We start from the raw sequence: 25,529 nt of genomic DNA on the forward strand, positions 1-25,529 counted from the left end.
TCCTGTACAGTCCCGGCCCGCCCCGTTCAGGGCGGGCGTTCAGGGTTTCAGTCGTCTTCCAGCCGGACCAGCGCCGCACCGGCCTCGACCTGCGATCCGGCCTCTGCCAGAACCTCGGCCACGACACCGTCGCGGGCGGCCAGCAGCGAATGCTCCATTTTCATGGCCTCGAGGATGGCCAGCCGGTCGCCTTCCTTCACCGCCTGTCCCGGCGCGGCGAACACCGCCTTGACCAGCCCGGGCATCGGCGCTTCGACCACGTTGGTGTCACCGGCGGCGCTGACATCGCGGTCCAGCGGGTCCAGCATCTCGAAGCTCACGCCATAGGCGTCGAACACGGTGACATCGTGGCCCGCAATCGCAACTGGCGGCATCGGCTGGCCGTCGATGATCCAGCGGCCGTTGACCCGTTCGACGATCACGGTGGCCCCGCCGATCTGCCAGTCCTGCCGGTCCGGCCCTGCGACCTGGACGTCCAGATCCAGAACCTCGCCGTCGCGCTTCAGCTGAAGCGCCCGGTGCAGCGGGGCCCAGAGGGTAAATCCGGTGTCCTGGGCGGGTTTGTCCAGTCCGGTCGCGGCCATCGCCGCCGCAACGGTCATTGCCGGGGTGACGGCGGGTTCGCGCACCAGATCGTCCAGATCGCGGCCGATCAACCCGGTATCGACATCGCCCGCCGCAAACCCGGCGTGCCGGGTCAGTGCGCCCAGGAAAGACAGGTTGGTGACGGTTCCCGCCACCTGCGTCCGGCGCAGCGCGCGGTGCAGTTGTTCCAGCGCCACCGCGCGAGTCGGGCCGTGCACGATCACCTTGGCGATCATCGGGTCATACCACGGGCTGATCGTGTCGCCCGCCCGCACGCCGCTGTCGGCGCGGCAGCCGTGCGGAAACTCCAGATGGGTCAGGGTGCCCGTCGCGGGCAGGAACCCTTTGGGCACGTCCTCGGCATACAGCCGGGCCTCGAAGGCATGGCCGTTGATCGAAAGCTCTGCCTGCCGCTTGGGCAGGCTTTCCCCGGCCGCAACCCGCAACTGCCATTCGACCAGGTCGATGCCGGTTATGGCCTCGGTCACCGGGTGTTCGACCTGCAGGCGGGTGTTCATCTCCATGAACCAGAAGCGGTCAGGGCGCAGCCCGTCCGAGGCATCGACGATGAACTCCACGGTGCCTGCGCCCTTGTAGCCGATGGCCTCGGCCGCGCGCACGCCCGCCTGCCCCATCGCTTCGCGCATCTCGGGCGTCATTCCGGGCGCGGGTGCTTCCTCGATCACCTTCTGGTGGCGGCGCTGCAGCGAGCAGTCACGCTCGAACAGATGCACGGCATGGGTGCCGTCGCCAAAAACCTGAACCTCGATATGGCGGGGCTTGGCCACGAATTTCTCGACCAGAACGGCATCATTGCCAAAGGCGGTCTTGGCCTCGCCGCGGGCGCTGTCCAGAGCAGCGGCGAAATCCGCCGGCCTCTCGACCAGCCGCATCCCCTTGCCACCACCGCCGGCCACCGCCTTGATCAGAACCGGATAGCCGATGGTGTCGGCCGCACCGGCCAGATGCTCGGGGTCCTGGTTGTCGCCGTGATAGCCGGGCACGACCGGGACGCCAGCCTGCTCCATCAGCGCCTTGGCGGCATCCTTCAGGCCCATCTTGCGGATCGCATCCGCCGAGGGGCCGATGAAGGTCAGGCCCGCGGCCTGCACGGCATCCACGAAATCGGGGTTCTCGGACAGAAACCCATAGCCGGGGTGGATCGCCTGCGCGTCGGTATCCAGCGCGGCCTGAATGATCACGTCGCCTTTCAGATAACTGTCGGCCGGAGCCGCCCCGCCGATATGCACGGCCTCATCCGCCATCTGCACATGTTTGGCGGCCGCGTCGGCATCCGAGTATACGGCAACGCAGGCCACGCCCATCTTGCGCGCGGTTTCGATGACCCGGCAGGCAATCTCGCCCCGGTTGGCGATCAGGATCTTGTCAAACATGGCCGTTACCCTTTCCCTGCCAGATCTTCCACAAGGCGAAACCGTTCGCAGACCAACTCCATCTTGGGGTCGAAGCCGCCGTTCCGTTCGAAATATCTGCGATGATCCTCGCGCCAGCCTTCCAGGCTGTCGTTTTCGCCCTCAGCCAGAGCAAATGCCTCGTCCACATCGCAATAGCGCCGGACCGTCACATCGACCGTTTCGATGACCAGCGCGGGCTGCCCGTCCCAGTCCAAAGCGATGTCGCGGCGGCCTGCCTGCGGCATTGCCTCGCCACCCGCCGTAAAGTCACGCAACGCGCCACATGTCGCTGTCTTGCGCCCCGAGCGGACCAGAGCCAGCAACTCGTCGCACAATGCGCGGTTGTCGCCGAACTGAAAGGTCTCGGCCCCAGGATATCTTTCTTTCAGGTTTTCCAGCATCACCCCACCCCTCTACATCCGAAACACGCCAAAGCGCGTGTCCTCGATGGGTGCGTTCAACGCGGCGCTCAGCGACAGGGCCAGCACGTCGCGGCTTTTGCGCGGGTCGATAATGCCGTCATCCCAAAGACGGGCAGAGGCATAGAGCGGGTGCGACTGTTCCTCGAACATCTCGAGCGTCGGGCGTTTGAATTCGGCCTCTTCGTCGGCCGACCATGTGCCACCCTGCCGTTCGATCCCGTCGCGTTTGACTGTCGCCAGAACACCGGCGGCCTGCTCGCCGCCCATGACCGAGATACGGCTGTTTGGCCACGTCCACAGGAAGCGGGGCTGATAGGCGCGCCCGGCCATGCCATAGTTCCCGGCCCCGAACGAGCCGCCCACCAGCATGGTGATCTTGGGCACGCTTGTGGTGGCCACGGCGGTCACCATCTTGGCGCCATGGCGCGCGATGCCTTCGTTCTCGTACTTGCGGCCCACCATGAAGCCGGTGATGTTCTGCAGGAAGACCAGCGGGATCTTGCGCTGGCTGCACAGTTCGACGAAATGCGCGCCCTTCTGCGCGGCCTCGGAAAACAGCACGCCATTGTTGGCGATGATCCCGACGGGGCAGCCTTTGACATGGGCGAAGCCGGTCACCAGCGTTTCACCGAACCGAGGCTTGAACTCGTCAAAACGCGAGCCATCGACCAGACGCGCGATCACCTCGCGGATGTCGTACGGGGTGCGCAGATCGGCCGGGACAACGCCCAGGATTTCCTCGGGGTCATAGGCCGGGTCTTCGGGGCTGGCCCAATCCACCGTCTGCGGCTTGCGGCGATTGAGTGAGCCAACGGCCCGGCGGGCCAGAGCCAGCGCGTGGGCGTCGTCCTCGGCCAAATAATCGGCCACGCCCGAAAGGCGCGTGTGCACGTCGCCGCCGCCCAGGTCTTCGGCGCTGACGACCTCGCCTGTCGCCGCCTTGACCAGAGGGGGACCGGCCAGAAAGATCGTGCCCTGTTCCTTGACGATGATCGTCACGTCAGACATGGCCGGCACATATGCGCCGCCAGCGGTGCACGAGCCCATCACCACAGCGATCTGCGGAATGCCCTTGGCGCTCATCCGGGCCTGGTTGTAGAAGATGCGACCGAAATGGTCGCGGTCGGGAAAGACCTCGTCTTGGTTGGGCAGGTTCGCGCCGCCGCTGTCGACCAGATAGATGCAGGGCAGATGGTTTTCCTCGGCGATCTCCTGCGCGCGCAGGTGCTTTTTGACCGTCATCGGATAGTAGGTGCCGCCCTTCACGGTGGCGTCGTTGCACACCACCATGACCTCTTGCCCCTGCACCCGGCCGATGCCCGCGATGACACCGGCACAGGGGGCCGCGCCACCGTACATGCCATGCGCCGCCGTCGCGCCGATTTCGAGGAACGGAGACCCCGGGTCCAGCAGGTTCGCTACCCTGCGTCTTGGGAGCATCTTGCCCCGCGACACATGGCGTTCGCGCGATTTCTCGCCCCCGCCCATGCGCGCGGCCTCGGCGGCCTCAGATATCTGCGCCAACGCTTCGAGATGGGCAGTACGGTTAGCTTTGAAGCCCTCGGATGTGGGCATGGCTTTGGAGGAAAGCTTCATATCTAAGGTACCCGTTTTTCTTCGGCACGTTCAGCCGCACGTTGGAGAATTCTTAGCGTGAGCCAGCCGGCCAACGCGTCCGCATAACCGCAAGCAACCTGCTCAGAGACGCCTTCGATCTGAATATCTTCGCAATCAGATATCGCTGGTGCAAATCGTGCCAGTATGTCACCGTCGAATATTCTCTTTGCATCTCTTACTACCTCTCGCGCAGCGGGAGGGTTTTCATAACCCAGTCGGTTTTCTTCTGGGATTTGAGACCATTCCAAGATCGTTTCGTCTCGCATCCAATTGGAAACGATCGAAACGCATTTTTGGGCCTCAGCAAACGGATCCGCCAACTCACACATCTTATGACTTTGGCTGATACATTCCACATCCATAGGAAGCGCATAGTCGACATTTGGAACCAGATCACTGCAAGCTCGCAAAAATGCCACTGTATCAAAACTGTCGGGGCTCGCTGACTCGGATGGTGTTGCTACGCTGACTGCAGTCAGCGCAGTCACCAAAACAAATAAGTTTCTCAATTTGAATATCACCTGCTTAACTCCCCCGCCGACCGTGCCTTCAATTCCTTGCGAATGACTTTTCCCGTCACGGTCAAAGGCAAGTCTTGCACAAATGCCACCTCTCGCGGATAGGAATAATGCGCCAGACGGTCCTTGACCCAATCCTGTAACTCGGCCTCCGAGGCCTCAGACCCCGGTTTCAGCACCACATAGGCCTTCACGATCTCGGTCCGCAGCGGATCGGGTTTGCCGACCACGCCCACGGTGGCCACCGCCGGATGGGTCAGCAGGCAATCCTCGATCTCGGCGGGGCCGATGCGGTACCCGGCCGAGGTGATCACGTCATCCTCGCGGCCGACAAAGCGCAGATAGTCGCCCTCCCACATACCGCGGTCACCGGTGATCAGCCAATCGCCACGAAACTTCTCGGCCGTGGCCTGCGGGTTGTTCCAGTATTCCAGCAGCATCGAGGTCGAGCCGCGCCGGATGGCCACGTCACCCTCGGCGTCGGTCGGGTTGCCGTCCGCGTCTATCACCGCGACCTCATGCCCCGGAACCGGCTTGCCGATACAGCCGGGGCGCGCGGGGAAATCCTCGGCACAGGACGAGACGACCATGTTGCATTCGGTCTGGCCGTAGAATTCGTTGATCGTCAGACCAAAGGCCCCCTGCCCCCACGCTAGCATTTCCGCGCCCAGCGGCTCGCCGCCCGAGGCAACGGACCGCAGGCCGGGGATCGCTACGTCGGCGGCCTTGAGCATCCGGAGCGCCGTGGGCGGGAAGAACACGTTGCGCACGCCGCCGCGCGCAATCACGTCCAAGCAGGCCTCGGGAGTGAACTTGTCGAGCCGCGCGGCGACGACCGGAATGCCCAGCGCCAGCGCGGGCATCAGCACGTCGAACAACCCGCCGATCCAGGCCCAGTCGGCCGGCGTCCACAGGCAGTCGCCCGCGCGCAGGTGGTTGTGGCTGATCGAAACGCCCGGCAGATGCCCGGTCAGCACCCGGTGCCCATGCAGCGCACCCTTGGGTTTGCCCGTCGTGCCCGAGGTATAGATCAGCACCGCCGGATCCTCGGGGCCGGTGTCAGCAAAATCCACGGCGGGCCCGTCCGCCCCCAGCTCGGACACGATCAGCGGCTGCGCCAGATCACCCAGCATATCGGCGCCCTCGCCGTCGGTCAGCACATACCCGGCCCCCGCATCGCCGATGCGCGAGGCCAGGGCATCGCGCTTGAACAGCTTGAACAACGGCACCGAGATTGCACCGATCTTCCAGATGGCCAGATGCGCCGCCGCGCACCACGGCGACTGGCTGAGCAGCACGCCGACCCGGTCGCCGGGTTGCACGCGGCCCAGCAACCCGCGCGCCAGCCGGTCGGTCATTAGTTCAAGTTCACCATAAGTGATCTCGGTCGTAGCCGCGGAAGACAGATCGAGTATCGCCACCTGCTCAGCGGGCCGCGAGAGACACTGGTGCGCCATGTTCAGCCTGGGCGGTATGTCCCAGCTGCCACCAGACCGCAAACCCGGTATGAGCTCAGCGGGACACATGGCGTTTTTCCCTTATATTTATACATGTTGCTGCGCCAAGTTGAATATCGAACATCGTCGAAACTTGATGCAGATCAGAGTGGGCGCCCCGTCCTGCGGGCATGGTCGGCTTGCACACAAAACCAAAGGCAAGAACATGACCAGCAAACTCGCCATCCTCACCCTTTCCACCGCGTTGGCCGCTGTTTCGGCCCCCGCATTCGCCCAGTCTCAGGGGGACTGGACCGTTGGTGTCGGTATCGGCTACCTCGACCCGAAATCCGACAACGGGTCCCTCGCCGGCTTCAGCGCCGACGTCGACTCGGACACCCGCCCGATCTTCACCGCCGAGTATTTCATCCGCGATAATCTGGGCATCGAACTTTTGGCCGCAACGCCGTTCAGCCATGACATCACGTTGGGCGGAAGCGTCGACGCGGGCAGCGTCAAGCACCTGCCGCCCACACTGTCGCTGAACTACCACTTTGCAACCAACAGCTCTTGGAAACCCTATGTCGGCGCCGGTTTGAACTACACCGTGTTCTTTGACGAGGAATCGCCGCTGGGCGATCTGAAGGTCGACGACTCGTTCGGCGTGTCGCTGCAGGCCGGTCTGGACTACATGGTCACGGACAAGGGCGCGGTTCGCCTGAACGTCCGCTGGTTCGACATCGACTCGGACGTCACCCTCAACGGAGCAGACATCGGCAAGGCCGAGATCGATCCGTGGCTGGTTGGCGTGTCCTACGTCCATCGCTTCTGATCCCTTGATCGGAAACGCCTCGCCGTGACCTCGTCGGCGAGGCGTTTTTCTTCAAAGCATTTTGTTCATCAATTCGCGGCCGATCAGCATCCGGCGGATCTCGCTGGTGCCCGCTCCGATCTCCATCAGCTTGGCGTCGCGGAAGATCCGGCTGACCGGCGCATCCGCCAGGAACCCGGCCCCGCCCATGGCCTGAACGGCCTGATGCGCCTGCACCATCGCCTGCTCGGAGGCGTAAAGGCAGCACGCCGCCGCATCCTGCCGGGTTACATCGCCCCGATCACAGGCCTTGGCGACCTCGTAGACATAGGCCCGGGCCGAGTTCATCGCCGTGTACATGTCGGCGATCTTGCCCTGCATCAGCTGGAAGGTTCCGATCGGCTTGCCGAACTGCTTGCGCTCGGCCAGATAGGGCATGATCTCGTCCAGGCAGGCCGCCATGATCCCGGTGCCGATCCCGGCCAGCACCACACGCTCATAGTCGAGGCCCGACATCAGCACCGCAACGCCCTTGCCCTCTTCGCCCAGCACGTTCTCGAACGGCACCTCGACATCTTCAAAGACCAGTTCGGCCGTGTTCGAACCGCGCATGCCCAGCTTGTCGAAATGGGGCGAGGTCGAGAATCCCTTCATGTCCTTCTCGATCAGGAAGGCGGTGATGCCCTTGGAGCCAGCCTTCGGGTCGGTCTTGGCATAGACAACCAGCGTATCGGCATCCGGACCGTTGGTGATCCAGTATTTGTTGCCGTTCAGGCGGTAATGGTCGTTGCGCCTTTCCGCCCGCAGCTTCATCGACACAACATCAGACCCCGCGCCGGGTTCCGACATTGCCAGGGCACCTACGTGTTCGCCTGAAATCAGGCGCGGCAGATATTTCTGCTTCTGCTCTTCAGTGCCGTTCAGCTTGATCTGGTTGACGCAGAGGTTGGAATGCGCCCCGTAGGACAGCGCCACCGATGCCGAAGCGCGTGCGATTTCTTCAACCGCGATCGTATGCGCCAGATAGGTCATCTCAGCGCCTCCATACTGTTCGGGAACGGTTACGCCCAGCAGACCGAGTTCACCCATTTCCTTCCACAGCTCGTTGGGAAAGGCGTTGGACTTGTCGATCTCGGCCGCCATCGGCTTGATCCGCTCCTGCGCCCAGCGGTGCACCATCTCGCGCAGCGCGTTCACATCTTCACCCAGATCGAATTGCATTGTCGCCGTGAACATCCGCGCTCTCCTCTTTCGCGTTAATGAACAGGTGTTCAATAAACTGATACAGACCTTTCCCCGCGCGGTCAATCATCGCGTGACCCAAATGAAAAAGCCGCCCCTTGAGCGGCTTTTGCAGGGTTCGAGCATGCGCCGCATGGCGCACTCGATTGATTTACTGTCGGAAAACAGCGCCGACCTCGGCGCGGATGATGCCGGCAATCAGGCGGCAATCGTCCAGCGAGAAGGTCAGCGGAACGCGCATGTCGATGATCCCGCGCAGAATCCGGTCGGTCTCGGGCATCCGCTCCGACTCGGCATAGCGCCAACTGTCATAGCGCGAGGTGAACCCGGTTGGCTCGGCCCCGCCGAACCATTTCAGCTCGACCCCGCGATCTGCGCAGCGCCGCAAAACCTCGGCGATTTGCTCAGGCACCCAATCCAGCAGCAGGAACTGGATCGACGAGCCGACATAGCTCTCCTCGGCTGGCCGCTCGACGATGGTCAGGCCGGGCGTGCCGCGCAGGCCCGACTCGATCTCGGCATAACGTTCGTTCCAGCGCCGCACCTGCCGATCCAGATCGCGCAATTGGGGCCGCAGGATCGCCGCGCGCAGATTGTCCATCCGCCCCGACACGTTCGGCGTGGTGTACTTGATCCGCTCGAACACCTCGGGACCCGGCGCCGCAAGGTGGCGTTCGTACAGCATGTACGAGCCCGAAAGCATTGTGGCCTTGGCCGCCAGCATCTCGTCATCTGTAACCAGCAGACCACCCTCGCCCGAGTTCACATGTTTGTAGGTCTGGCAGGAATAGCAGCCGATCGCCCCCTGACGGCCGGACAGTTGCCCGCGCCAGGCGGCGCCCATCGTGTGGGCGCAGTCCTCGATCACCGTCACTCCGGCGGCGTCGCACATCTGCATCAACCGGTCCATGTCACACAGATGCCCGCGCATGTGGCTGAGCATCAGAACCTTGGCGCGGTCCAGCTTGGCTTCCAGATCGTCCAGATCGATGGTCAGCCCCTCGGTCACGCCCACGAAAACCGGGCGCGCATTGACAGAGGCGATCGCCCCCGGCACCGGGGCCAGCGTGAAAGCGTTGGTCAGAACCGCATCCCCCGGCTGGACCCCCACGGCACGCAGGGCCGTGGCCAGCGCATAGCCGCCCGAGGACACGGCCAGACAGTATTTCGCGCCCATCTGCGCGGCAAATTCCTGTTCCAACAGGGCGGTTTCGCTCAACTCTCCGGGGGCCACGTTGTAGCGGTGCAACCGCCCGTGACGCAGAACAGCCAGCGCAGCCTCGATCGCCTCGTCGGGGATCGGCTCTTGCTGGGTGAAACTGCCAGAAAATCGCTCGGTCATGGCGTCGTTTGTGGGGCCAGTCGCAGCGCGGGTCAAGGGATCAGACCGCCGCGCTCACAAGCTCGGCGACGATTGCGGGCAGATCGTCGAAATGGTGCAGCAGCGCCTCGGGCTGCAGCGCGGCCATGTCATCGCCGGATGGGCCAAAGGTCACAAGGATCGAAGGCACCCCTGCGGCACGGGCCGTGTTCCTGTCGGTATCCGAGTCGCCCACCAGAATGCAGTGGTCGGGATGCCCACCGGCCCGGCGCGCCGCTTCACGCAGCGGCGCGGGGTCGGGCTTGCGCACTGGCAGCGTATCCGCCCCCACCAGCGAGCCGAACAGCGCCCGCGCGCCCAGCCGCGTCATCAGCAGCTCGGCCAGCGCCTCCGGCTTGTTGGTGCAGATGCCGACACCGTACCCGGCGGCCTTCAGCGCCTCGACCGCCTGCAGCGCGCCGGGATAGAAGGTGGTGTGGGTGTCGATTGCCTGCGCATAAGCATCCAGAAGGACCGGGTAATAGGCATTCACGGTTTCTTCGTCGTAGGCGCCCAGACGTTTCAGACCGTGGGTCAGCATCATCTGCCCGCCGCGCAAAGCCACCGCCGCATCCTGCCCGTGCACCAGCACATCGCCATGCCCCATCTGCCGGAAACAGTGGTTCGCCGCCGCCAGCAGATCGCCCGACGTATCGGCCAAAGTCCCGTCCAGATCGAAGATGACCGTGCGCATTCTGTCTCCTTGCTCGGCAGTTTTCCGCCATGTCGTGTTGCAAACGGCAATCTTGTTTGATGGCCGAACGGCTTGCGCCTTTGCCCTCAGCGGATAAAACGGACCGCGACAAAACAAAAGAGAAAACGCATTCATGAGCACTGCCCTTGTCATCCTTGCCGCCGGAAAAGGCACCCGGATGAATTCGGATATCCCAAAGGTTCTGCACCCGATCGCCCAGGTTCCGATGCTGGTGCACGCCATGCGCGCCGGGTCGGTTCTGGCCCCCGAACGCACGGTCATCGTCACCGGCCACGGCGCTGAGGAGGTGGCCAAGGTCGCGCGGGCCGAGGATGAAGACGCCCGCATCGTCGTGCAGGACCAACAGTTGGGCACCGCCCATGCCGTCGCCCAGGCACGCGCGGCTTTGGACGGGTTCACCGGCGACGTGGTCGTTCTGTACGGCGACACCCCGTTTCTGCAGCCCGACACGTTGGAGCGCATGATCGCCGCGCGGGCTGACAACGATCTGGTGATCCTGGGCTTCGAGGCCGCCGACCCGGCCCGGTATGGCCGCTTGGTGATGAACGGCGACACCTTGGAGCGGATCGTCGAGTTCAAGGACGCGTCAGATGAAGAACGCGCCATAACCTTCTGCAACTCCGGCCTTCTGGCGTGTGACGCGGGCACCTTGTTCGACCTGATCGACGCGGTCGGAAACGACAACGCGTCGGGCGAATACTACCTGACCGACGTGGTCGAGATCGCGCGCGACCGCGGCCTGAAGGTCACCGCCGTTTCGTGCGACGAGGCGCAGACGCTGGGCGTGAACTCGCGCGCTGATCAGGCCGCAGCCGACGCCGTGTTCCAGGCCCACGCCCGGGCCGAGCTGCTGGATCTGGGCGTCACCCTGATGGCCCCCGAGACGGTCTATCTGGCCGCCGACACGGTGATCGGCCGCGACACGGTGATCGAACCCAACGTGGTCTTCGGCCCCGGTGTCACGGTCGAAAGCGGCGCGACGATCCGGGCGTTTTCGCACCTGGAAGGCTGCCATGTCAGCCGCGGCGCCGTGGTCGGCCCCTATGCCCGCCTGCGCCCTGGGGCGGAACTGGCCGAAAACACCCGCATCGGCAATTTCGTCGAGATCAAGAATGCCGAGATTGCCGAGGGCGCAAAGGTCAATCACCTCAGCTATGTCGGGGATGCGTCGGTGGGCGCGGGTACGAATATCGGCGCGGGCACCATCACCTGCAACTATGATGGCGTGATGAAGCACCGCACGGTGATCGGCGAGAATGTCTTTGTCGGCTCGAATACCATGCTGGTGGCCCCGGTCACCGTGGGCAGCGGCGCGATGACGGCCACCGGCACCATCGTGACCCGCGACGTCGAACCCGACGCCCTGGCGGTGGGCCGCGCCAAACAGGAAAACAAGCCGGGCTATGCCCGCAAGCTGTTCGAGATGCTGAAGGCGAAAAAGGCACGCCGGGACAAGGGAGCCTGAGTAAATGTGTGGAATTGTTGGCGTATTGGGCAAGCACGAGGCGGCGCCCATCCTGGTCGAAGCACTGAAACGACTGGAATACCGCGGCTATGACAGTGCGGGCATCGCAACCGTAAACGGCGGCAAGCTGGGCCGTCGGCGCGCGGTGGGCAAGCTGGTCAATCTCAGTGACCTGCTGGTGCATGACCCCCTGCCTGGCAAGTCCGGCATCGGGCACACGCGTTGGGCGACCCATGGCGCACCCTCTGTCAGCAACGCGCACCCGCATCAGGCCGGGCCGGTCGCCGTGGTCCACAACGGCATCGTCGAAAACTATCGCGAGTTGCGGGCCGAATTGGCTGAGAACGGCATCGATTTCCAGACCGAGACCGACACCGAAACCGTCGCGTTGATGACGGAATTCTACATGAAATCGGGGCTGAGCCCGGTCGAGGCCGCCTTCAAGACCATTGACCGGCTGCTAGGCGCCTTTGCGCTGGCCTTCCTGTTCGACGGCGAAGATGACCTGATCGTCGCCGCCCGCAAAGGCTCGCCGCTGGCCATCGGGCACGGGGATGGCGAGATGTTCGTCGGCTCGGACGCCATTGCGCTGGCGCCGCTGACCGACCGGATCACCTATCTGGAGGAAGGCGACCGCGCCGTGGTCACCCGCACTTCGGTCGAGATCCGCAACGAGGCCGGTGAGATCGCAAATCGCGAGATCCGCAAGATCCAGCTGGATCAGACCCGGACCGACAAGGGCGGGCACAAGCACTTCATGGCCAAGGAAATCGCCGAACAGCCGGTGGTGGTGGCCGAGGCGATCCGCTCGTACCTGCCCACCGGCGGCGACCGGGTGGTTCTGCCGGACACTGATCTTGATTTCTCCAAGCTGGACCGCCTGACCATGGTGGCCTGCGGCACGGCCTTCTATGCCTGTCTGACCGCCAAGTACTGGTTCGAGCAGCTGGCCCGGATGCCGGTCGAGGTCGATATCGCCAGCGAGTTCCGCTATCGCGAACCGCCGATCACCGACCGCACGCTGGCCCTGTTCGTCAGCCAGTCGGGCGAAACCGCCGACACCTTGGCCGCGCTGCGCTATTGCGAGGGCAAGGCCGACAAGATCGTTTCGGTGGTCAATGTCCCCGAAAGCTCGATCGCGCGGGAAAGCGACGTGGCACTGCCCATCCATGCCGGGGTCGAGATCGGCGTGGCCTCGACCAAGGCCTTCACCTGCCAGCTGAGCGTTCTGCTGATGCTGGCGCTCAAGGCCGCGGCCGACCGGGGCACACTGGACGACGATGCGCTGGCCGATCACGCCACCGCGCTGCGCGGTCTGCCGACACTGCTGAATGCCGCGCTGGACCAGGAGGAGGCGATCCGGAAATCCGCCCAGCGCCTGTCCGAGGCGCGCGACGTTCTGTTCCTGGGACGCGGCCTGATGTACCCGCTGGCCCTCGAAGGCGCGCTGAAACTCAAGGAAATCAGCTATATCCACGCCGAGGGCTATGCCTCGGGCGAGCTGAAGCACGGCCCTATCGCCCTGATCGACAAGCACATGCCGGTGGTGGTCATGGCCCCGCGCGATGCGGTGTTCGACAAGACCGTGTCGAACATGCAAGAGGTCATGGCGCGCAAGGGCAAGGTCATTTTGGTCTCGGACGACGACGGGATCGCAGATGCCAAGGACGGGGTCTGGAGCACGATCCGCATGCCACATGCCCAAGCCTCGGTCGCGCCGATCCTGTATTCGGTGCCCGCGCAGCTACTGGCCTATCACACGGCGGTCGCCAAGGGCACCGATGTGGACCAGCCGCGCAACCTGGCGAAATCCGTCACGGTCGAGTAAGCCGTCATGCCGGACAGCCCTCTGGACCAGATCAAGGCGTATGCCGACCCGGACCGGGCCGCCCAGATGGCGGCCTATCACAAGGTCGATCGCCCCTATCTTGGTGTACCGAACCCGGTGCTGAATGATCTGACCAAAAGCTGGCGGCAGCAGATGGACGTGGACGCCCGTGTCGCGCTGGCCGATCAGCTGTGGCAGACCAACATTCACGAGGCGCGGCTGGCCGCCGCCAAGCTGCTGACGCAGGCGCGCATCCGCCCCGATCAGGCGGTTTGGGACCTGCTGCGAAGCTGGCTGTCCGATTTCGACGCTTGGGCGGTGGCCGACCATGCCAGCATGGCCATGCAAAAGCGCCTGTGGGCCGATCCGTCGCGGCTGGATCAGGTCGAAGGCTGGACGACCTCGGATCACATGTGGACCCGACGCGCGGCACTGGTCGCCACCCTGCCCTGGACAAAGCAAAACCACCCCAAGCCCGAGGACCTACAGCGCCGCGACCGCATCCTGGGTTGGGCCGCCAAGTATGTCCCCGATCGCGACTGGTTCATCCAGAAGGCGGTGGCCTGGTGGCTGCGCGACCTGTCCAAACACGATCCCAATCGGGTCCGGGCGTTTCTGGTCACGTACGGTGACGCGATGAAGCCCTTTGCCCGCAAAGAGGCTGGCAAGTACCTGAAAGATCAATTGGAATAAACGTCCAGTTCGACCAGTTCGTCAAACGGCACCAGCAGCGCACGCATCGCCTCAACCGACAGGCGGCTGCCGCCCGAGGGTGCTGGCACAAGGGTGATGTAAGCCTGCGCGCCCGTCTTGGGTACGACCACCCGGCCATTGATCTCAGTTTCGACCAACGGCGTTTCAAGCCAGCGTCCGGGTTTGTTCGGATCGCCCAGTCCGGCAATCGTTGTCTTGGCACCGGCCCATCCGGTGTTCACAGCCGCAACAGGCGTTGCTGCCACCTCTTCGGTGGCAGCGGCGGCTTCTGTCGCTTGCGCAGGTTCCGCATCCGGGGCGCGATCAAGGCCTTGCCGCACCGCATCACAGCCGGTCAGAAACGCAGGAAGAAGGACAAACAGGTATCGCATGCGACCAGCCTACCCCTGCCCGCGCCCGCGTTCCACCCCTCAAGCGCAGTTCTGACTTGTCGCAAGGCACCGTGCGCTTTACCTATTGAGCATGACTGCTCCGCTGATCGACCCGTTTGCCCGCGCAATCACCTATCTCCGCGTCTCCGTCACGGACCGCTGCGATTTCCGCTGTGTCTACTGCATGTCGGAGAACATGACCTTTCTGCCCAAGAATGAACTGCTGACGCTGGAAGAACTGGACCGGATGTGCTCGACCTTCATCCGGCTGGGCGTGGAAAAGCTGCGGATCACCGGCGGCGAGCCGCTGGTGCGCCGTGGGATCATGGGCTTCTTCGACTCGATGACCCGGCATCTGGACAGCGGCGCACTGAAAGAGCTGACGCTGACCACCAATGGCTCGCAACTGGCCCGGTTCGCCGACGACCTGTATGCCGCCGGGGTGCGGCGGGTGAATGTTTCGCTCGACACGCTGGACGAGGATAAGTTCGCCAAGATCACCCGTTGGGGTCGCTTGAAACAGGTCTTGGGCGGGATCGATGCCGCACAGAAGGCCGGGTTGCGCGTCAAGATCAACGCGGTGGCCCTGAAAGGGTTCAACGAGGAAGAACTGCCCAAGATCACACGATGGTGCGCCGAGCGCGACATGGACCTGACCTGGATCGAGGTCATGCCGATGGGTGACATCGGCAACGAGGATCGGCTGGACCAGTACTGGTCACTGAAAGACGTGCGGGCCGAGTACGAAAACCACTATACCGTCACTGATCTGGCCGAGCGCACCGGCGGCCCGGCGCGCTATGTCCGGTTGGAGGAAACCGGGCAAAAGATCGGTTTCATCACACCGCTCAGCCATAATTTCTGCGAAAGCTGCAACCGCGTACGCCTGACCTGTACGGGCGAGTTGTACATGTGCCTGGGGCAAGAGGACATGGCCGACCTGCGCGCGCCCCTACGCGACCACACCAACAGCGAAGAGCCGCTGGAACAGGCGATCCGCGCGGCGATTACCCTCAAGCCCAAGGGCCATGATTTTGACTATTCCCGCCAGAAGATCGACGGCCAGATGAGCCGTCACATGAGCCATACGGGCGGCTGACATGTCAGACTTGTCGGGGCGACCCACGGCGCTGTACCGTGTGTACTGCGCGTTGACGTCCATCGCCATGCCGTTGGCCTGGCGCACCGTTCGCGCCAAGCTGCAATCGGCGGGTGTTTCCGAAATCCGTCAGCGCGAGCGGCTGGGCCATGCGAGTCTGCCCCGCCCTAACGGTCGGCTGATCTGGTTCCATGCGGCCAGCGTTGGCGAAAGCCTGTCGGTTCTGAGCCTTATCAGGCGCATGAGCGAACGGATCGAGGATGCACAGTTCCTGATCACCTCTGGCACCCCGACCTCGGCGGCGCTGGTGGAAAAACGTCTGCCGCCGCGCACCCGCCACCAATACCCCCCTCTGGACAGCGCCGGCCCGGTGGCGCGGTTCCTGGATCACTGGCGGCCCGATGCCGGCGTCTTTGTCGAAAGCGAGATCTGGCCACGACTGATCGTCGAGACCGCCCAGCGTGGGACACCACTGGCCCTGCTGAACGCGCGCCTGTCCGAGAAATCGGTGGCCGGGTGGAAGAAGCGCCCCGACACCGCCCGCTTTGTCCTTAGCCAGTTCCGCCTGTTCCTGACGCAAAACGACCGCACGGCCGCAAACCTGATCGCCATGGGCGCGCCCGCCGATCTGGTGCAGCCCGGAACCAACCTCAAGGCCATGTCCGATCCGCTGCCGGTGGATCAAGACACGCTGATACAGATCCGCGCGCAGATCGGCGCGCGGCCGGTCTGGATCGCCAGCTCGACCCACGCAGGCGAGGAAGAGACCGTTCTGGCCGCCCATGCCGAATTGCTGAACCGCTGGCCCGGCCTGCTGCTGCTGCTGATCCCCCGCCACCCGGAACGGCGGGACGAGGTCTGCGCCCTGATTGATGCCGCAGGTCAAAGCCACGCCCTGCGCAGCGCCGGGCAGCCGATCACCGGCGACACGCAGGTCTATGTGGCCGATACGCTGGGCGAAACCGGAACGTGGTACGCTTTGTGCCCGATCGTGTTTCTGGGCGGGTCGCTGAAAGAGATTGGCGGCCACAACCCGTTCGAGCCGGCGCAGGCTGGCGCCGCGGTGATCACCGGGCCAGGTTACTACAATTTCGCCGAGACATTTGCCCCGCTGGTGGACAGCGGCGGCGCGGTCGAAGTCGCTTCGGCGCCGGAGTTGGCCAAGGCGGTCGAGCTCTGGCTGTCGGACAAATCGGCGCTGGCAGCGGCGCAAGCGGCGGCGCAATCCTGCGTGAACACCCAGAAATCGGCGCTTGATGCGATTGTGGATACGCTGTGCGACAAACTGGATCTTGAGGACGCAGGCCCCTGACCGCAAGCGGCAGCGGGGGCCTGCGCCCCCGCCACGGTATCAGGCTGCGGGCATCCGCTGTTCGACGATCTCGGCCCACCAGCTGCACCCGGCAGGGATCGCCTCGTCGTTGAAATTGTATTCCGGGTGGTGAACCATCGCCGTGTCGCCATTGCCGACCAGGATATAGGCGCCGGGGCGCTCTTCCAGCATGTAGGCGAAATCCTCGCCGCCCATGACCAAAGGCGCCTCCTCGCAGGCCCCCGAAACCGAGCGGGCGACCTCGGCGGCGAACTCGGTCTGTTCGTCGCTGTTGATCATGACCGGATAGCCCCGGATATAGTTAACATCGGCAGTACCGCCGAATGTCGCGGCGACGCCCGAGCAGATTTCGTTGATGCGCTGCTCAGCAAGGTCGCGCATCTCTTTGCTCATCGTGCGCACGGTGCCCTTGATCTGCACTTTCTGCGGGATCACGTTGAACGCCTTCGACGAGGTCTCGAACGAGGTGACCGAAACAACGACCTGATCGATCGGATCGGCATTGCGCGACGCGATGGTCTGCAACGCCAGAACCGCCTGCGCAGTCATGACAGTGGTGTCCACGGTTTCATGCGGTTTGGCGGCATGACCACCACGACCTTCGAACGTGATATCGAACTGGTCAGTCGCCGCGAAGAACGCCCCCGGCCGGATCGAGAAGCTGCCCACAGGCTTACCGGGCCAATTGTGCATTCCGTAGACTTCCTGAATGCCCCAACGCTCCATCAGGTTGTCTTCGCACATTTCGCGGCCGCCGCCGCCACCCTCCTCGGCGGGCTGGAAGATAACAACGACGGTTCCGTCGAAATTGCGCGTTTCGGACAGGTATTTGGCCGCCCCCAGCAGCATGGCGGTGTGGCCGTCATGGCCGCAGGCATGCATCGCACCCGGCGTTTTCGAAGAATAGTCCAACCCCGTCGCCTCGTGGATCGGCAAAGCGTCCATATCCGCCCGCAATCCGATCACCTTCCCCTTGGTGTCGGCCTTGCCCTTGATCACCCCGACAACTCCGGTGCGGCCAATCCCCGTGACCACCTCGTCGCAGCCGAATTCTCTCAGCTTTTCCGCAACCAGCGCACTGGTGCGATGCGTATCGAACAGAATTTCAGGATTCTCGTGAATATCACGCCGCCAGGCGGTGATTTCATCCTGCAATTCGGCAAAGCGGTTCTTCACTGGCATTTTCGTCTTCTCTCCTTAAAAATCTCAGGCCACCGGCATCCGGCGTTCGACCATTTCTGCAAACCACGAGCATCCGATCGGAATGATCTCGTCATTGAAATCGTATTCGGGGTGGTGAAGCCCGGCGCTGTCGCCATTTCCCAGGACTATGAAGGCCCCGGGACGTTCCTGCAACATGAACGAGAAGTCTTCGCCCCCCATCACCATCGGTGCCTCGGCACAGCTGCCACCGACGGCAATTGCCGCGGATTCTGCATATCCAGTCTGCTCTTCCGCGTTGATCGTGACCGGAACGCCGCGCGAGTAGGTCACCGTGGCGGTGCCACCCATGGTCGCCGCGACACCTTGCACAACTTCTTTCAGCCGCTGTTCGATCAGGTCGCGCATCTCGTTCGAATGGGTGCGGACGGTGCCGCGCAGCCGGGCCGATTGCGGGATCACGTTGAACGCATTCGACGAGGTCTCGACCGCGGTGACCGACAGAACGGCCTGCAAGATCGGGTCGGCGTTGCGCGAAACGATGGTCTGCAGGGCCACGATCAGTTGCGACAGCATGACCGTAGTATCCACGGTTTCCTGCGGCTTGGCGGCATGACCGCCGCGGCCTTCAAGATGGATGTCGAACTCGTCCGCCGCCGCCAGCAGAGGCCCAGAGCGAATGGCAAACTGCCCGGTCGGCAGGCCCGGCACGTTATGCATCGCATAGACTTCCTGGATGCCGAAGCGGTCCATCAAACCGTCCTGGCACATGGCTTCAGCACCGTTGCCGCCTTCTTCGGCCGGTTGAAAGATCACGATCGCGGTCCCATCGAAGTTTCGGGTCTCGGCCAGATATTTGGCGGCGCCCAGAACCATCGCAGTGTGACCGTCATGGCCGCAGGCATGCATGGCGCCCGCAGTCTTGGAGGCATATTCCGCTCCCGTCTGCTCCTGCATTGGCAGCGCATCCATATCGGCCCGCAGGCCGATCACGCGGCCTTGGGTGTCGGTCCTGCCCTTGATCACGCCGACCACCCCGGTCCGGCCAATCCCGGTCACGACATCGTCGCAACCGAACTCTTTCAGTTTTTCCGCAACCAATGCGCTGGTCCGATGGGTATCGTAGAGAATTTCGGGGTGTTGATGTATGTCGCGCCGCCAACCGGTGATTTCGGGGTGCATTTCGGCAAAACGGTTCTTGATCGGCATGACTGTCTTTCCTGTTTCAGGCGATGGGCATTCGTCGTTCGACAAGCTCGGCGAACCAGCTGCATCCGGCCGGAATGGCCTGGTCGTCGAAATTGTACTCGGGATGGTGGCACATGGCCGTGTCGCCGTTCCCCAAGAAGATGTAGGCTCCGGGCCGTTCTTCAAGCATGTAGGCGAAGTCTTCCGACGGCATGATCGGATCCGTTGCGTCATTGACCTTGCCCGCCACCGCCTCGGCGGCTTCGGCGGCGAAGGCCGTTTCCGCCTCGGAGTTCACCGTCACCGGGTATCCGGGCGTCCAGGTCACGCGGGCTTTGGCGCCAAAAGCCGAGGCTGTGTCTTCGGCGATCCGACGTATGCGCTCCTCGGCGATGCTGCGGTATTCCGCGTCCAGTGTGCGAACCGTGCCCTGCAGCCGGACTGTGTGTGCAATCACGTTCGAGGCAACGCTGTCAGTTTCAAACGTCCCCACCGTCAGCACTACCCGCCGGATCGGATCAACGGTGCGTGACACCACCGATTGCAGCGCAACCACGATGTGCGATGCCACCAAGGTTGTGTCGATGGCTTCATGCGGCGCGGCGGCATGGCCACCCTTGCCGGTCACGACGATCTCGAACTCGTCCGACGACGCCAGCAGCGCGCCGGGCCGGATTGCGAACTCTCCGACAGGCAGGCCGGGCATGTTGTGCAAGCCGTAGACTTCCTGAATGCCCCAGCGATCCATAAGCCCATCGCGGCACATGGCCAGACCGCCGGCCCCGCCCTCTTCGGCCGGTTGAAAGATCAGAACCACCGCTCCGTCGAAATTTCGCGTCTCCGCAAGGTATTGCGCAGCGCCGAGCAAGATCGACGTATGCCCGTCATGCCCGCAGGCATGCATCTTGCCCGGCAGGGTCGAGGCATAGTCCACTCCGGTCGCCTCGTTGATCGGCAAGGCATCCATGTCGGCCCGCAACCCGATCACGCGGCCCTGCGTGTCCGTTCGCCCTCGGATCACGGCCACGACACCGGTTTTACCTATACCCGGCGTGATTTCATCGACACCGAACGCCTTGAGCCGGTCGACAACGAAGCCGGCGGTTTCTTGCACGTCGTACATCAACTCGGGATGCGCATGCAGGTGCCGCCGCCACTTGGTGATCTCGGCGTGCATTTCGGCAAGTCTGTTTTTGACCGGCATGTTCAACTCTCCGAGCTTCTGACTGAAATCCTGAGTTTCCAGTGTCTATTTTGGGTCACGCCGCCAGTTTGTAGACCAGACGCTGCATGAAGTCATGGCCGGCGTTGAACTGAGCGATCGTGATGTATTCGTTCGGCTGGTGCGCCTGGGCGATATCTCCGGGTCCACAGATCACGGCCGAGTAACCGGCTTCCTGGAACTGACCGGCTTCGGTGCCATAGCTGACGACATGGGTTGCGTTGTCGCCCGTAAGGGCACGCACCAGCGTCTCGGCTTCGCCATCGGTTTCCGGGACCAACGCCGGAACGGCAAAGCTGGCCTTCACCTCGATATGGGCGTCCGGATGCACTTGCTGCATCTTCCTTTCCGCCACTTTTACCTGTTCCAGATAGGCTTCTTTCCAAGCCGATGCCTGCTCGCCGGGGACGACCCGGAAATCCATCATGAAACGGCAATCCTTGGCCGTGATGTTGTGCGCAGTGCCGCCCTTGATCATGCCCACGTGGCAGGTTGTCCAAGGAGGATCAAAGACTGCCGCGATGTCGCTGGGGTCCGCCGCCATGTTGATGTCGTTCTGGGCATTTGCCCAGTCGATCAGCGGCGCGGCATACATGATCGCATTGACACCGGTATGCATGATCGAACTGTGCACCTCGTATCCCACCACATGGGTATCATAGCCGAAACTGCCCTTGTGGCCGGTGACGGCTTGCATCATCGACGGCTCGCCAACCACCACGGCCGAGCCCTTGGGCAGAACCTCCTGCATGGCGACGATCATGGGCGGCGCACCGGTGCAGCCGACCTCCTCGTCAAAGCTCAGCGCCAATTGTAGCGGGCGTTTGACGTCGGCGTACTGCGCCTCGACCAGCGCCCAGATGGCGAGGGCGTCAAAGCCCTTCATGTCACATGTGCCCCGTCCGAAATACTTGCTGTCCCGTTCGGTCACGACAAACGGGTCGCTGTCCCAGGGTTGTCCGTCCACCGGCACCACATCCGTGTGACCGGAAAGCACGACCGCACCTTCCTCCCAGGGGCCGACATGGGCAAACAGGGCCGCCTTGTGCGGCTGGTCCGGATCCGGCCATCGGTGGGCGCGGATTCCGTGGCCGTTCAGGTAGTCCTCGACCCAGTCGATCAGCGGCAGGTTGCTGTCGCGGCTGACGGTGGGAAACGAGATCAGCTTGGTCATGATCTCAAGCGGAGTCAGGCGCTGTGGCATGTGGGTCAGTAGCCGCTGTCGGTCGTCAGAATGAAGTGACCCGGCTCGACCTCTCGGTATTCCGAAGGCGCAGGCTCATAGCCGATTGGGTGAATTGGAGACGGGATCGGTTTGAAATTCAGATCTTTTTCCGACTTGCGCTGATTGGGATCCGCGATCGGAACCGCCTTCATCAATGCCTGCGTATAGGGGTGCTGCGGGTTCTCAAAAACACGCGCCCGTGGGCCCAGTTCGACGATCCGACCCAGATACATCACACCCACGTGGTGGCTGACCCGCTCAACCACGGCCATGTCGTGGCTGATGAACAGATAGCTCAGCCCAAGTTCGGACTGCAATTCCATCATCAGGTTCAGAACCTGCGCCTGAACGGAAACGTCCAGCGCGGAAACCGCTTCGTCCGCAATGATCAATTTCGGGTTCAGGGCCAGCGCCCGGGCAATCGCAATTCTCTGCCGCTGCCCACCCGACATTTCGTGCGGGAACCGGCGCATGAAGCTTCGTGGCAGGTGCACCTTGTCGAACAGCTGTGCGACCCGGTCCTGCAGTTCCGACCCCGATGCCACGCCATAGTTGCGCATCGGCTCGGCCACCTGATCAACCAACTGCATCTGCGGGTTCAGCGATGCGAATGGGTCCTGAAATATCATCTGCATGTCCAGACGGGCCTTGCGCAGGCCCTTCTGGTCCAGCTTCATGATGTCCACACCATCAAGACTGATTTCGCCGGCCATCGGCTCTATCAACCGCAGGATCGAGCGGCCGGCCGAGGATTTTCCACAACCCGACTCCCCAACAAGGCTCAACGTCTGCCCTCTGTTCAGGGTGAATGAGACATCTTCAACCGCGTGCACATTCGAAATGGTGCGGCGCAGGATCCCGCCTTTGACCGGGAACCGCGTGGTCAGGTTCCGGACTGACAGCAAAACTTCCTCGGTTCCGGGAATCGGGGCGATCTTCTGTCCTTCGACACCCAACAACTTCATCGGCTCGGGGGCGGACTTCCCGCGCATCTCACCCAGCTTGGGCACCGCGGCTAGCAGAGCCTTGGTGTAGTCATGCTGGGGATTCTCGAAAATCTCGGTGACGGTGCCCTCTTCGACCTTGTTGCCGCGGTACATGACGACAACCCTGTCGGCCATCTGGGCGACCACGGCCATGTCATGGGTGATGAACATGACCGCCGTGCCGGTTTCGCGCTTAAGCCGGTCCATCAGGGCCAGGATCTCGGCCTGGATCGTCACGTCCAGCGCCGTGGTGGGTTCATCGGCGATCAGCAACCGCGGCTCGCAGGCCATGGCCATGGCGATCACAACCCGCTGGCGCATCCCGCCAGACAATTCGTGCGGATACTGCTTGAGCCGCCGCTCGGGTTCGGGGATACGGACCTGTTTCAGCAGTTCCAAGGCCCGTGCTTCGGCCTGGGACTTGGACATATCCTTGTGAATCCGCAACCCTTCGGTCAGCTGTCGCCCAACCGTGAAAACGGGGTTCAGCGCCGTCATCGGCTCCTGAAAGATCATCCCGATTTCGTTGCCGCGAATCTGCTTCATAAGGTCCTGATCGGTCTTGCCCAAATCCAGCTCGGTTCCGTCGGTACGGTCGAAAATCAGCTGTCCGCCGGCGATCTCACCCCCGCCAAATTCAACAAGGCGCATCAACGACAGCGAAGACACGGACTTGCCCGATCCCGATTCGCCCACGATGCAGACGGTTTCGCCCGGACGGACCTCGAACGAGACGTCCTCGACCCCGACGACGGGCCCATCCTTGGTTTGGAATTCGACCCGAAGTTCCCTGATCTGGGCGATAGGCTGATCCAGCACGCGAGCGCTCCCCTTGGCTGCATGAGTGTTTTGGTTGCCAAACGCTAAGGCGGGCTGACAGGAAAAGTCAAACGCATTGCCAGTTTCGCTGCGGCAAGGCTTGCAATTTCTGCAAACTCTGTTTCGATACCCCGCGTAACCGTGCCGAGAAATTGGGCGTAGTGCGCAGACATTTGCGCAATTGTCTTTTGTTTCAGCGACTTGAGCCCGGCACGGCAACGCCAAATCCGCAGGCCTTGCGGAGAAAATCGAGACACGAATGTGTCCAACAAGGAGTGTATGATGAAAATCAAAACCCTTTTGCTTGGTGCGATTGCAAGCACGGCGATGGCCCCGATGGCCATGGCCGAGCGCGGATCGGACGGCAACGTCAGCATCATCTATTGGCAAGCACCCTCGATCCTGAACCCGTTCCTGTCGGGCGGCACCAAAGACGTCGAAGCGGCCTCGCTGGTGATCGAACCCCTGGCACGCTACGACCAGGACGGCAACATGGTGCCCTATCTGGCAGCCGAAATCCCGACCGTCGAAAACGGCGGTGTGAGCGAGGATCTCACCTCGATCACGTGGAAGATCGCTCCGGGGATCACCTGGTCGGATGGCACGCCGTTCACCTCGGCCGACGTGAAATTCACCGCCGATTACTGCATGGACCCCGAAGGTGGCTGTGCGCAGGTGACCAAGTTCGAAGGCGTCACCAGCGTCGAAGCTGTGGATGATCTGACCGTCAAGGTCACTTTCGACAAGCCGACCCCGTTCCCCTACGGTCCGTTCGTCGGCGGCGAAAGCCCGATCATCCAGGCAGCTCAGTTCGCGGACTGCATGGGCGCGAAAGCTCCGGAGTGCACCGAGCAGAACTTCAACCCGATCGGCACCGGCCCGTTTGTCGTCACCGAGTTCAAGCCGAACGACGTGATCACCTTCAAGGCCAACGACAACTATCGTGACCCGGCGAAACCGGCCTTCGCAACCGTGACCTTCAAGGGCGGCGGCGATGCGACCGCGGCCGGTCGCGCCGTGATGGAAACCGGCGAGTTCGACTATGCCTGGAACCTGCAGCTGGCGCCCGAAGTGATCGCGCAGATGCAGGAAGGCGGCAAAGGCACTCCGGTGGCAGGCTTTGGCCCGCTGGTCGAGCGCATCATGCTGAACCAGACCAACCCGTCGCCCGAACTGCCGGAAGGCGAGCGTTCGACGGCCAAGCACCCGCACCCGTTCCTGCAGGATCCGGCGGTCTACAAGGCTATGTCGATGGCAATCGACCGCCCGCTGCTGGTTGAGATCGGCTATGGCCAGGCGGGTAAAGTGACCTGCAACTGGGTACCGGCTCCGGCTGCGTTCAACTCGACCTCGATGACCTGCGACACGCAGGATATCGAAGGCGCCAAGAAACTGCTGGATGATGCCGGCATCGTCGACACCGACGGCGACGGCGTCCGCGAGAAGGACGGCGTTCCGCTGAAGATCGTCTATCAGACCTCGACCAACGCCGTCCGCCAGGACTTCCAGGCGCTGATCAAGGAATGGTGGAGCCAGATCGGCATTGAAACCGAACTGCGCAACATCAACGCTTCGGTCTTCTTCGGTGGTGACCCGGGCTCGCCCGACACGTTCCAGAAGTTCTATGCGGACGTTGAAATGTACGCCAACACCTTCAACGGCACCGACCCGCAAAGCTATCTGGGCAACGGCCTGTGCGACAAGGCACCGCGTCCCGAGACCCAGTGGCAGGGTGAGAACATCAGCCGCTTCTGCAACGAAGAGTTCGACAAGCTGCACGCCCAACTGGCGCAGACCGCCGGTCTGGAGCAGCGCGCCGAAATCGCGAAGCAGCTGAACGACATCATGGTTCAGAACGGCGGCATGATCCCGCTGGTCCACCGTGGTCGTCTGTCGGCCCATGCAAACACTCTGGGCGGTGTCGTCCTGAACGTGTGGGACAGCGAACTGTGGAACATCGCTGACTGGTACCGCAAGACCGGTTCCTAAGCGCTAGC

Annotated in this window: 21 protein-coding genes; 7 read left to right on the top strand and 14 right to left on the bottom strand. The window is 63.0% G+C overall.

Features of this window, described 5'->3' with window-relative positions; translation table 11 throughout:
* Positions 1-47: 47 nt before the first annotated feature.
* From AC2FNZ_RS12325 to AC2FNZ_RS12345, 5 genes are read right to left on the bottom strand one after another with little or no spacing between them, the layout of a single operon-like run.
* The gene (locus tag AC2FNZ_RS12325) at positions 48-1,979 is read right to left on the bottom strand and encodes an acetyl/propionyl/methylcrotonyl-CoA carboxylase subunit alpha (RefSeq protein ID WP_496840827.1); all 1,932 of its coding nucleotides are present in this window, start codon (positions 1,977-1,979) and stop codon (positions 48-50) included.
* 5 nt (positions 1,980-1,984) lie between these two features.
* Positions 1,985-2,401 carry an ASCH domain-containing protein gene (locus tag AC2FNZ_RS12330; RefSeq protein WP_496840828.1) on the bottom strand — a complete coding sequence of 139 codons (417 nt, stop codon included), beginning with the start codon at positions 2,399-2,401 and terminating at the stop codon, positions 1,985-1,987.
* A gap of 12 nt (positions 2,402-2,413) precedes the next feature.
* On the bottom strand, positions 2,414-4,018 hold the full coding sequence (locus AC2FNZ_RS12335; RefSeq protein ID WP_496840829.1) for a carboxyl transferase domain-containing protein: 1,605 nt from the start codon (positions 4,016-4,018) through the stop codon (positions 2,414-2,416).
* A 2-nt stretch (positions 4,019-4,020) separates the two neighbouring features.
* Entirely contained in the window at positions 4,021-4,560 is a 540-nt protein-coding gene (locus AC2FNZ_RS12340; protein ID WP_496840830.1) for a hypothetical protein, read from the bottom strand.
* A complete protein-coding gene (locus AC2FNZ_RS12345; protein ID WP_496840831.1) occupies positions 4,557-6,083 on the bottom strand; it encodes an AMP-binding protein in 1,527 nt (508 codons plus the stop codon). Before AC2FNZ_RS12345 ends, AC2FNZ_RS12340 begins: the two co-directional genes overlap by 4 nt.
* A gap of 136 nt (positions 6,084-6,219) precedes the next feature.
* Between AC2FNZ_RS12345 and AC2FNZ_RS12350 the strand changes: the two genes are divergently transcribed.
* Positions 6,220-6,825 carry an OmpW/AlkL family protein gene (locus tag AC2FNZ_RS12350; protein ID WP_170368170.1) on the top strand — a complete coding sequence of 202 codons (606 nt, stop codon included), beginning with the start codon at positions 6,220-6,222 and terminating at the stop codon, positions 6,823-6,825.
* A gap of 51 nt (positions 6,826-6,876) precedes the next feature.
* On the opposite strand, the gene AC2FNZ_RS12355 is transcribed toward AC2FNZ_RS12350, so the two are convergent.
* From AC2FNZ_RS12355 to AC2FNZ_RS12365, 3 genes are all read right to left on the bottom strand, one after another.
* Entirely contained in the window at positions 6,877-8,040 is a 1,164-nt protein-coding gene (locus AC2FNZ_RS12355) for an isovaleryl-CoA dehydrogenase (protein WP_496840832.1), read from the bottom strand.
* A gap of 157 nt (positions 8,041-8,197) precedes the next feature.
* Entirely contained in the window at positions 8,198-9,388 is a 1,191-nt protein-coding gene (locus AC2FNZ_RS12360) for a DegT/DnrJ/EryC1/StrS family aminotransferase (protein ID WP_496840833.1), read from the bottom strand.
* Positions 9,389-9,428: 40 nt separating this feature from the next.
* Entirely contained in the window at positions 9,429-10,100 is a 672-nt protein-coding gene (locus tag AC2FNZ_RS12365; RefSeq protein WP_496840834.1) for an HAD-IA family hydrolase, read from the bottom strand.
* A gap of 133 nt (positions 10,101-10,233) precedes the next feature.
* On the opposite strand from AC2FNZ_RS12365, the gene glmU reads away from it, so the two are divergent.
* From glmU to AC2FNZ_RS12380, 3 genes are read left to right on the top strand one after another with little or no spacing between them, the layout of a single operon-like run.
* Positions 10,234-11,586, top strand: coding sequence for a bifunctional UDP-N-acetylglucosamine diphosphorylase/glucosamine-1-phosphate N-acetyltransferase GlmU (gene glmU, locus AC2FNZ_RS12370; protein WP_496840835.1), 1,353 nt, complete (start codon positions 10,234-10,236; stop codon positions 11,584-11,586).
* 4 nt (positions 11,587-11,590) lie between these two features.
* Positions 11,591-13,414: a glutamine--fructose-6-phosphate transaminase (isomerizing) gene (gene glmS / locus AC2FNZ_RS12375; RefSeq protein WP_496840836.1), complete on the top strand. Its 1,824-nt coding sequence runs from the start codon at positions 11,591-11,593 to the stop codon at positions 13,412-13,414.
* A gap of 6 nt (positions 13,415-13,420) precedes the next feature.
* Entirely contained in the window at positions 13,421-14,107 is a 687-nt protein-coding gene (locus tag AC2FNZ_RS12380; protein WP_496840837.1) for a DNA alkylation repair protein, read from the top strand.
* On the opposite strand, the gene AC2FNZ_RS12385 is transcribed toward AC2FNZ_RS12380, so the two are convergent.
* On the bottom strand, positions 14,095-14,499 hold the full coding sequence (locus AC2FNZ_RS12385; RefSeq protein ID WP_093964890.1) for a hypothetical protein: 405 nt from the start codon (positions 14,497-14,499) through the stop codon (positions 14,095-14,097). The two genes, AC2FNZ_RS12380 and AC2FNZ_RS12385, sit on opposite strands and share 13 nt — an antisense overlap.
* Before the next feature lie 91 nt (positions 14,500-14,590).
* Between AC2FNZ_RS12385 and moaA the strand changes: the two genes are divergently transcribed.
* Both moaA and AC2FNZ_RS12395 read left to right on the top strand, forming a co-directional pair.
* A complete protein-coding gene (moaA, locus tag AC2FNZ_RS12390) occupies positions 14,591-15,598 on the top strand; it encodes a GTP 3',8-cyclase MoaA (RefSeq protein WP_496840838.1) in 1,008 nt (335 codons plus the stop codon).
* Between the two features lies 1 nt (position 15,599).
* Positions 15,600-16,910 (top strand): 3-deoxy-D-manno-octulosonic acid transferase, encoded by a 1,311-nt coding sequence (locus AC2FNZ_RS12395; protein WP_170340362.1) that lies wholly within the window; start codon positions 15,600-15,602, stop codon positions 16,908-16,910.
* A 39-nt stretch (positions 16,911-16,949) separates the two neighbouring features.
* Here the strand turns inward: AC2FNZ_RS12395 and AC2FNZ_RS12400 are convergent, their stop codons facing one another.
* From AC2FNZ_RS12400 to AC2FNZ_RS12420, 5 genes are read right to left on the bottom strand one after another with little or no spacing between them, the layout of a single operon-like run.
* The gene (locus tag AC2FNZ_RS12400; protein ID WP_170527977.1) at positions 16,950-18,113 is read right to left on the bottom strand and encodes a M20 aminoacylase family protein; all 1,164 of its coding nucleotides are present in this window, start codon (positions 18,111-18,113) and stop codon (positions 16,950-16,952) included.
* A 24-nt stretch (positions 18,114-18,137) separates the two neighbouring features.
* Positions 18,138-19,301 (bottom strand): M20 aminoacylase family protein, encoded by a 1,164-nt coding sequence (locus AC2FNZ_RS12405; protein WP_170581416.1) that lies wholly within the window; start codon positions 19,299-19,301, stop codon positions 18,138-18,140.
* Between the two features lie 16 nt (positions 19,302-19,317).
* Positions 19,318-20,484: a M20 aminoacylase family protein gene (locus AC2FNZ_RS12410; protein WP_496840839.1), complete on the bottom strand. Its 1,167-nt coding sequence runs from the start codon at positions 20,482-20,484 to the stop codon at positions 19,318-19,320.
* A 55-nt stretch (positions 20,485-20,539) separates the two neighbouring features.
* Positions 20,540-21,706, bottom strand: coding sequence for an acetylornithine deacetylase (argE, locus tag AC2FNZ_RS12415; protein ID WP_496840840.1), 1,167 nt, complete (start codon positions 21,704-21,706; stop codon positions 20,540-20,542).
* A 5-nt stretch (positions 21,707-21,711) separates the two neighbouring features.
* Complete coding sequence (locus AC2FNZ_RS12420; protein WP_496840841.1) at positions 21,712-23,532, bottom strand: ABC transporter ATP-binding protein; 1,821 nt, start codon at positions 23,530-23,532, stop codon at positions 21,712-21,714.
* 282 nt (positions 23,533-23,814) lie between these two features.
* Here AC2FNZ_RS12420 and AC2FNZ_RS12425 point away from each other — a divergent pair, with 282 nt between their 5' ends.
* Positions 23,815-25,521, top strand: a complete 1,707-nt coding sequence (locus tag AC2FNZ_RS12425) for a peptide ABC transporter substrate-binding protein (protein ID WP_093965071.1) — start codon at positions 23,815-23,817, stop codon at positions 25,519-25,521.
* The last annotated feature ends 8 nt before the right edge of the window (positions 25,522-25,529 follow it).

The sequence above is a fragment of the Ruegeria sp. SAZA006 genome, from assembly GCF_059613465.1.

Excerpts from the sequence above, each read along its gene's own strand:
- AC2FNZ_RS12365 (WP_496840834.1), bottom strand. The coding sequence starts at position 10,100 with ATGCGCACGGTCATCTTCGATCTGGACGGGACTTTGGCCGATACGTCG.
- AC2FNZ_RS12425 (WP_093965071.1), top strand. The coding sequence starts at position 23,815 with ATGAAAATCAAAACCCTTTTGCTTGGTGCGATTGCAAGCACGGCGATG.
- AC2FNZ_RS12335 (WP_496840829.1), bottom strand. The coding sequence starts at position 4,018 with ATGAAGCTTTCCTCCAAAGCCATGCCCACATCCGAGGGCTTCAAAGCT.
- AC2FNZ_RS12380 (WP_496840837.1), top strand. The coding sequence starts at position 13,421 with ATGCCGGACAGCCCTCTGGACCAGATCAAGGCGTATGCCGACCCGGAC.
- AC2FNZ_RS12395 (WP_170340362.1), top strand. The coding sequence starts at position 15,600 with ATGTCAGACTTGTCGGGGCGACCCACGGCGCTGTACCGTGTGTACTGC.
- glmS (WP_496840836.1), top strand. The coding sequence starts at position 11,591 with ATGTGTGGAATTGTTGGCGTATTGGGCAAGCACGAGGCGGCGCCCATC.
- AC2FNZ_RS12360 (WP_496840833.1), bottom strand. The coding sequence starts at position 9,388 with ATGACCGAGCGATTTTCTGGCAGTTTCACCCAGCAAGAGCCGATCCCC.
- AC2FNZ_RS12330 (WP_496840828.1), bottom strand. The coding sequence starts at position 2,401 with ATGCTGGAAAACCTGAAAGAAAGATATCCTGGGGCCGAGACCTTTCAG.
- moaA (WP_496840838.1), top strand. The coding sequence starts at position 14,591 with ATGACTGCTCCGCTGATCGACCCGTTTGCCCGCGCAATCACCTATCTC.
- AC2FNZ_RS12355 (WP_496840832.1), bottom strand. The coding sequence starts at position 8,040 with ATGTTCACGGCGACAATGCAATTCGATCTGGGTGAAGATGTGAACGCG.
- argE (WP_496840840.1), bottom strand. The coding sequence starts at position 21,706 with ATGCCACAGCGCCTGACTCCGCTTGAGATCATGACCAAGCTGATCTCG.
- AC2FNZ_RS12350 (WP_170368170.1), top strand. The coding sequence starts at position 6,220 with ATGACCAGCAAACTCGCCATCCTCACCCTTTCCACCGCGTTGGCCGCT.
- glmU (WP_496840835.1), top strand. The coding sequence starts at position 10,234 with ATGAGCACTGCCCTTGTCATCCTTGCCGCCGGAAAAGGCACCCGGATG.
- AC2FNZ_RS12345 (WP_496840831.1), bottom strand. The coding sequence starts at position 6,083 with ATGTGTCCCGCTGAGCTCATACCGGGTTTGCGGTCTGGTGGCAGCTGG.
- AC2FNZ_RS12405 (WP_170581416.1), bottom strand. The coding sequence starts at position 19,301 with ATGCCGATCAAGAACCGTTTTGCCGAAATGCACCCCGAAATCACCGGT.
- AC2FNZ_RS12400 (WP_170527977.1), bottom strand. The coding sequence starts at position 18,113 with ATGCCAGTGAAGAACCGCTTTGCCGAATTGCAGGATGAAATCACCGCC.
- AC2FNZ_RS12385 (WP_093964890.1), bottom strand. The coding sequence starts at position 14,499 with ATGCGATACCTGTTTGTCCTTCTTCCTGCGTTTCTGACCGGCTGTGAT.
- AC2FNZ_RS12410 (WP_496840839.1), bottom strand. The coding sequence starts at position 20,484 with ATGCCGGTCAAAAACAGACTTGCCGAAATGCACGCCGAGATCACCAAG.
- AC2FNZ_RS12325 (WP_496840827.1), bottom strand. The coding sequence starts at position 1,979 with ATGTTTGACAAGATCCTGATCGCCAACCGGGGCGAGATTGCCTGCCGG.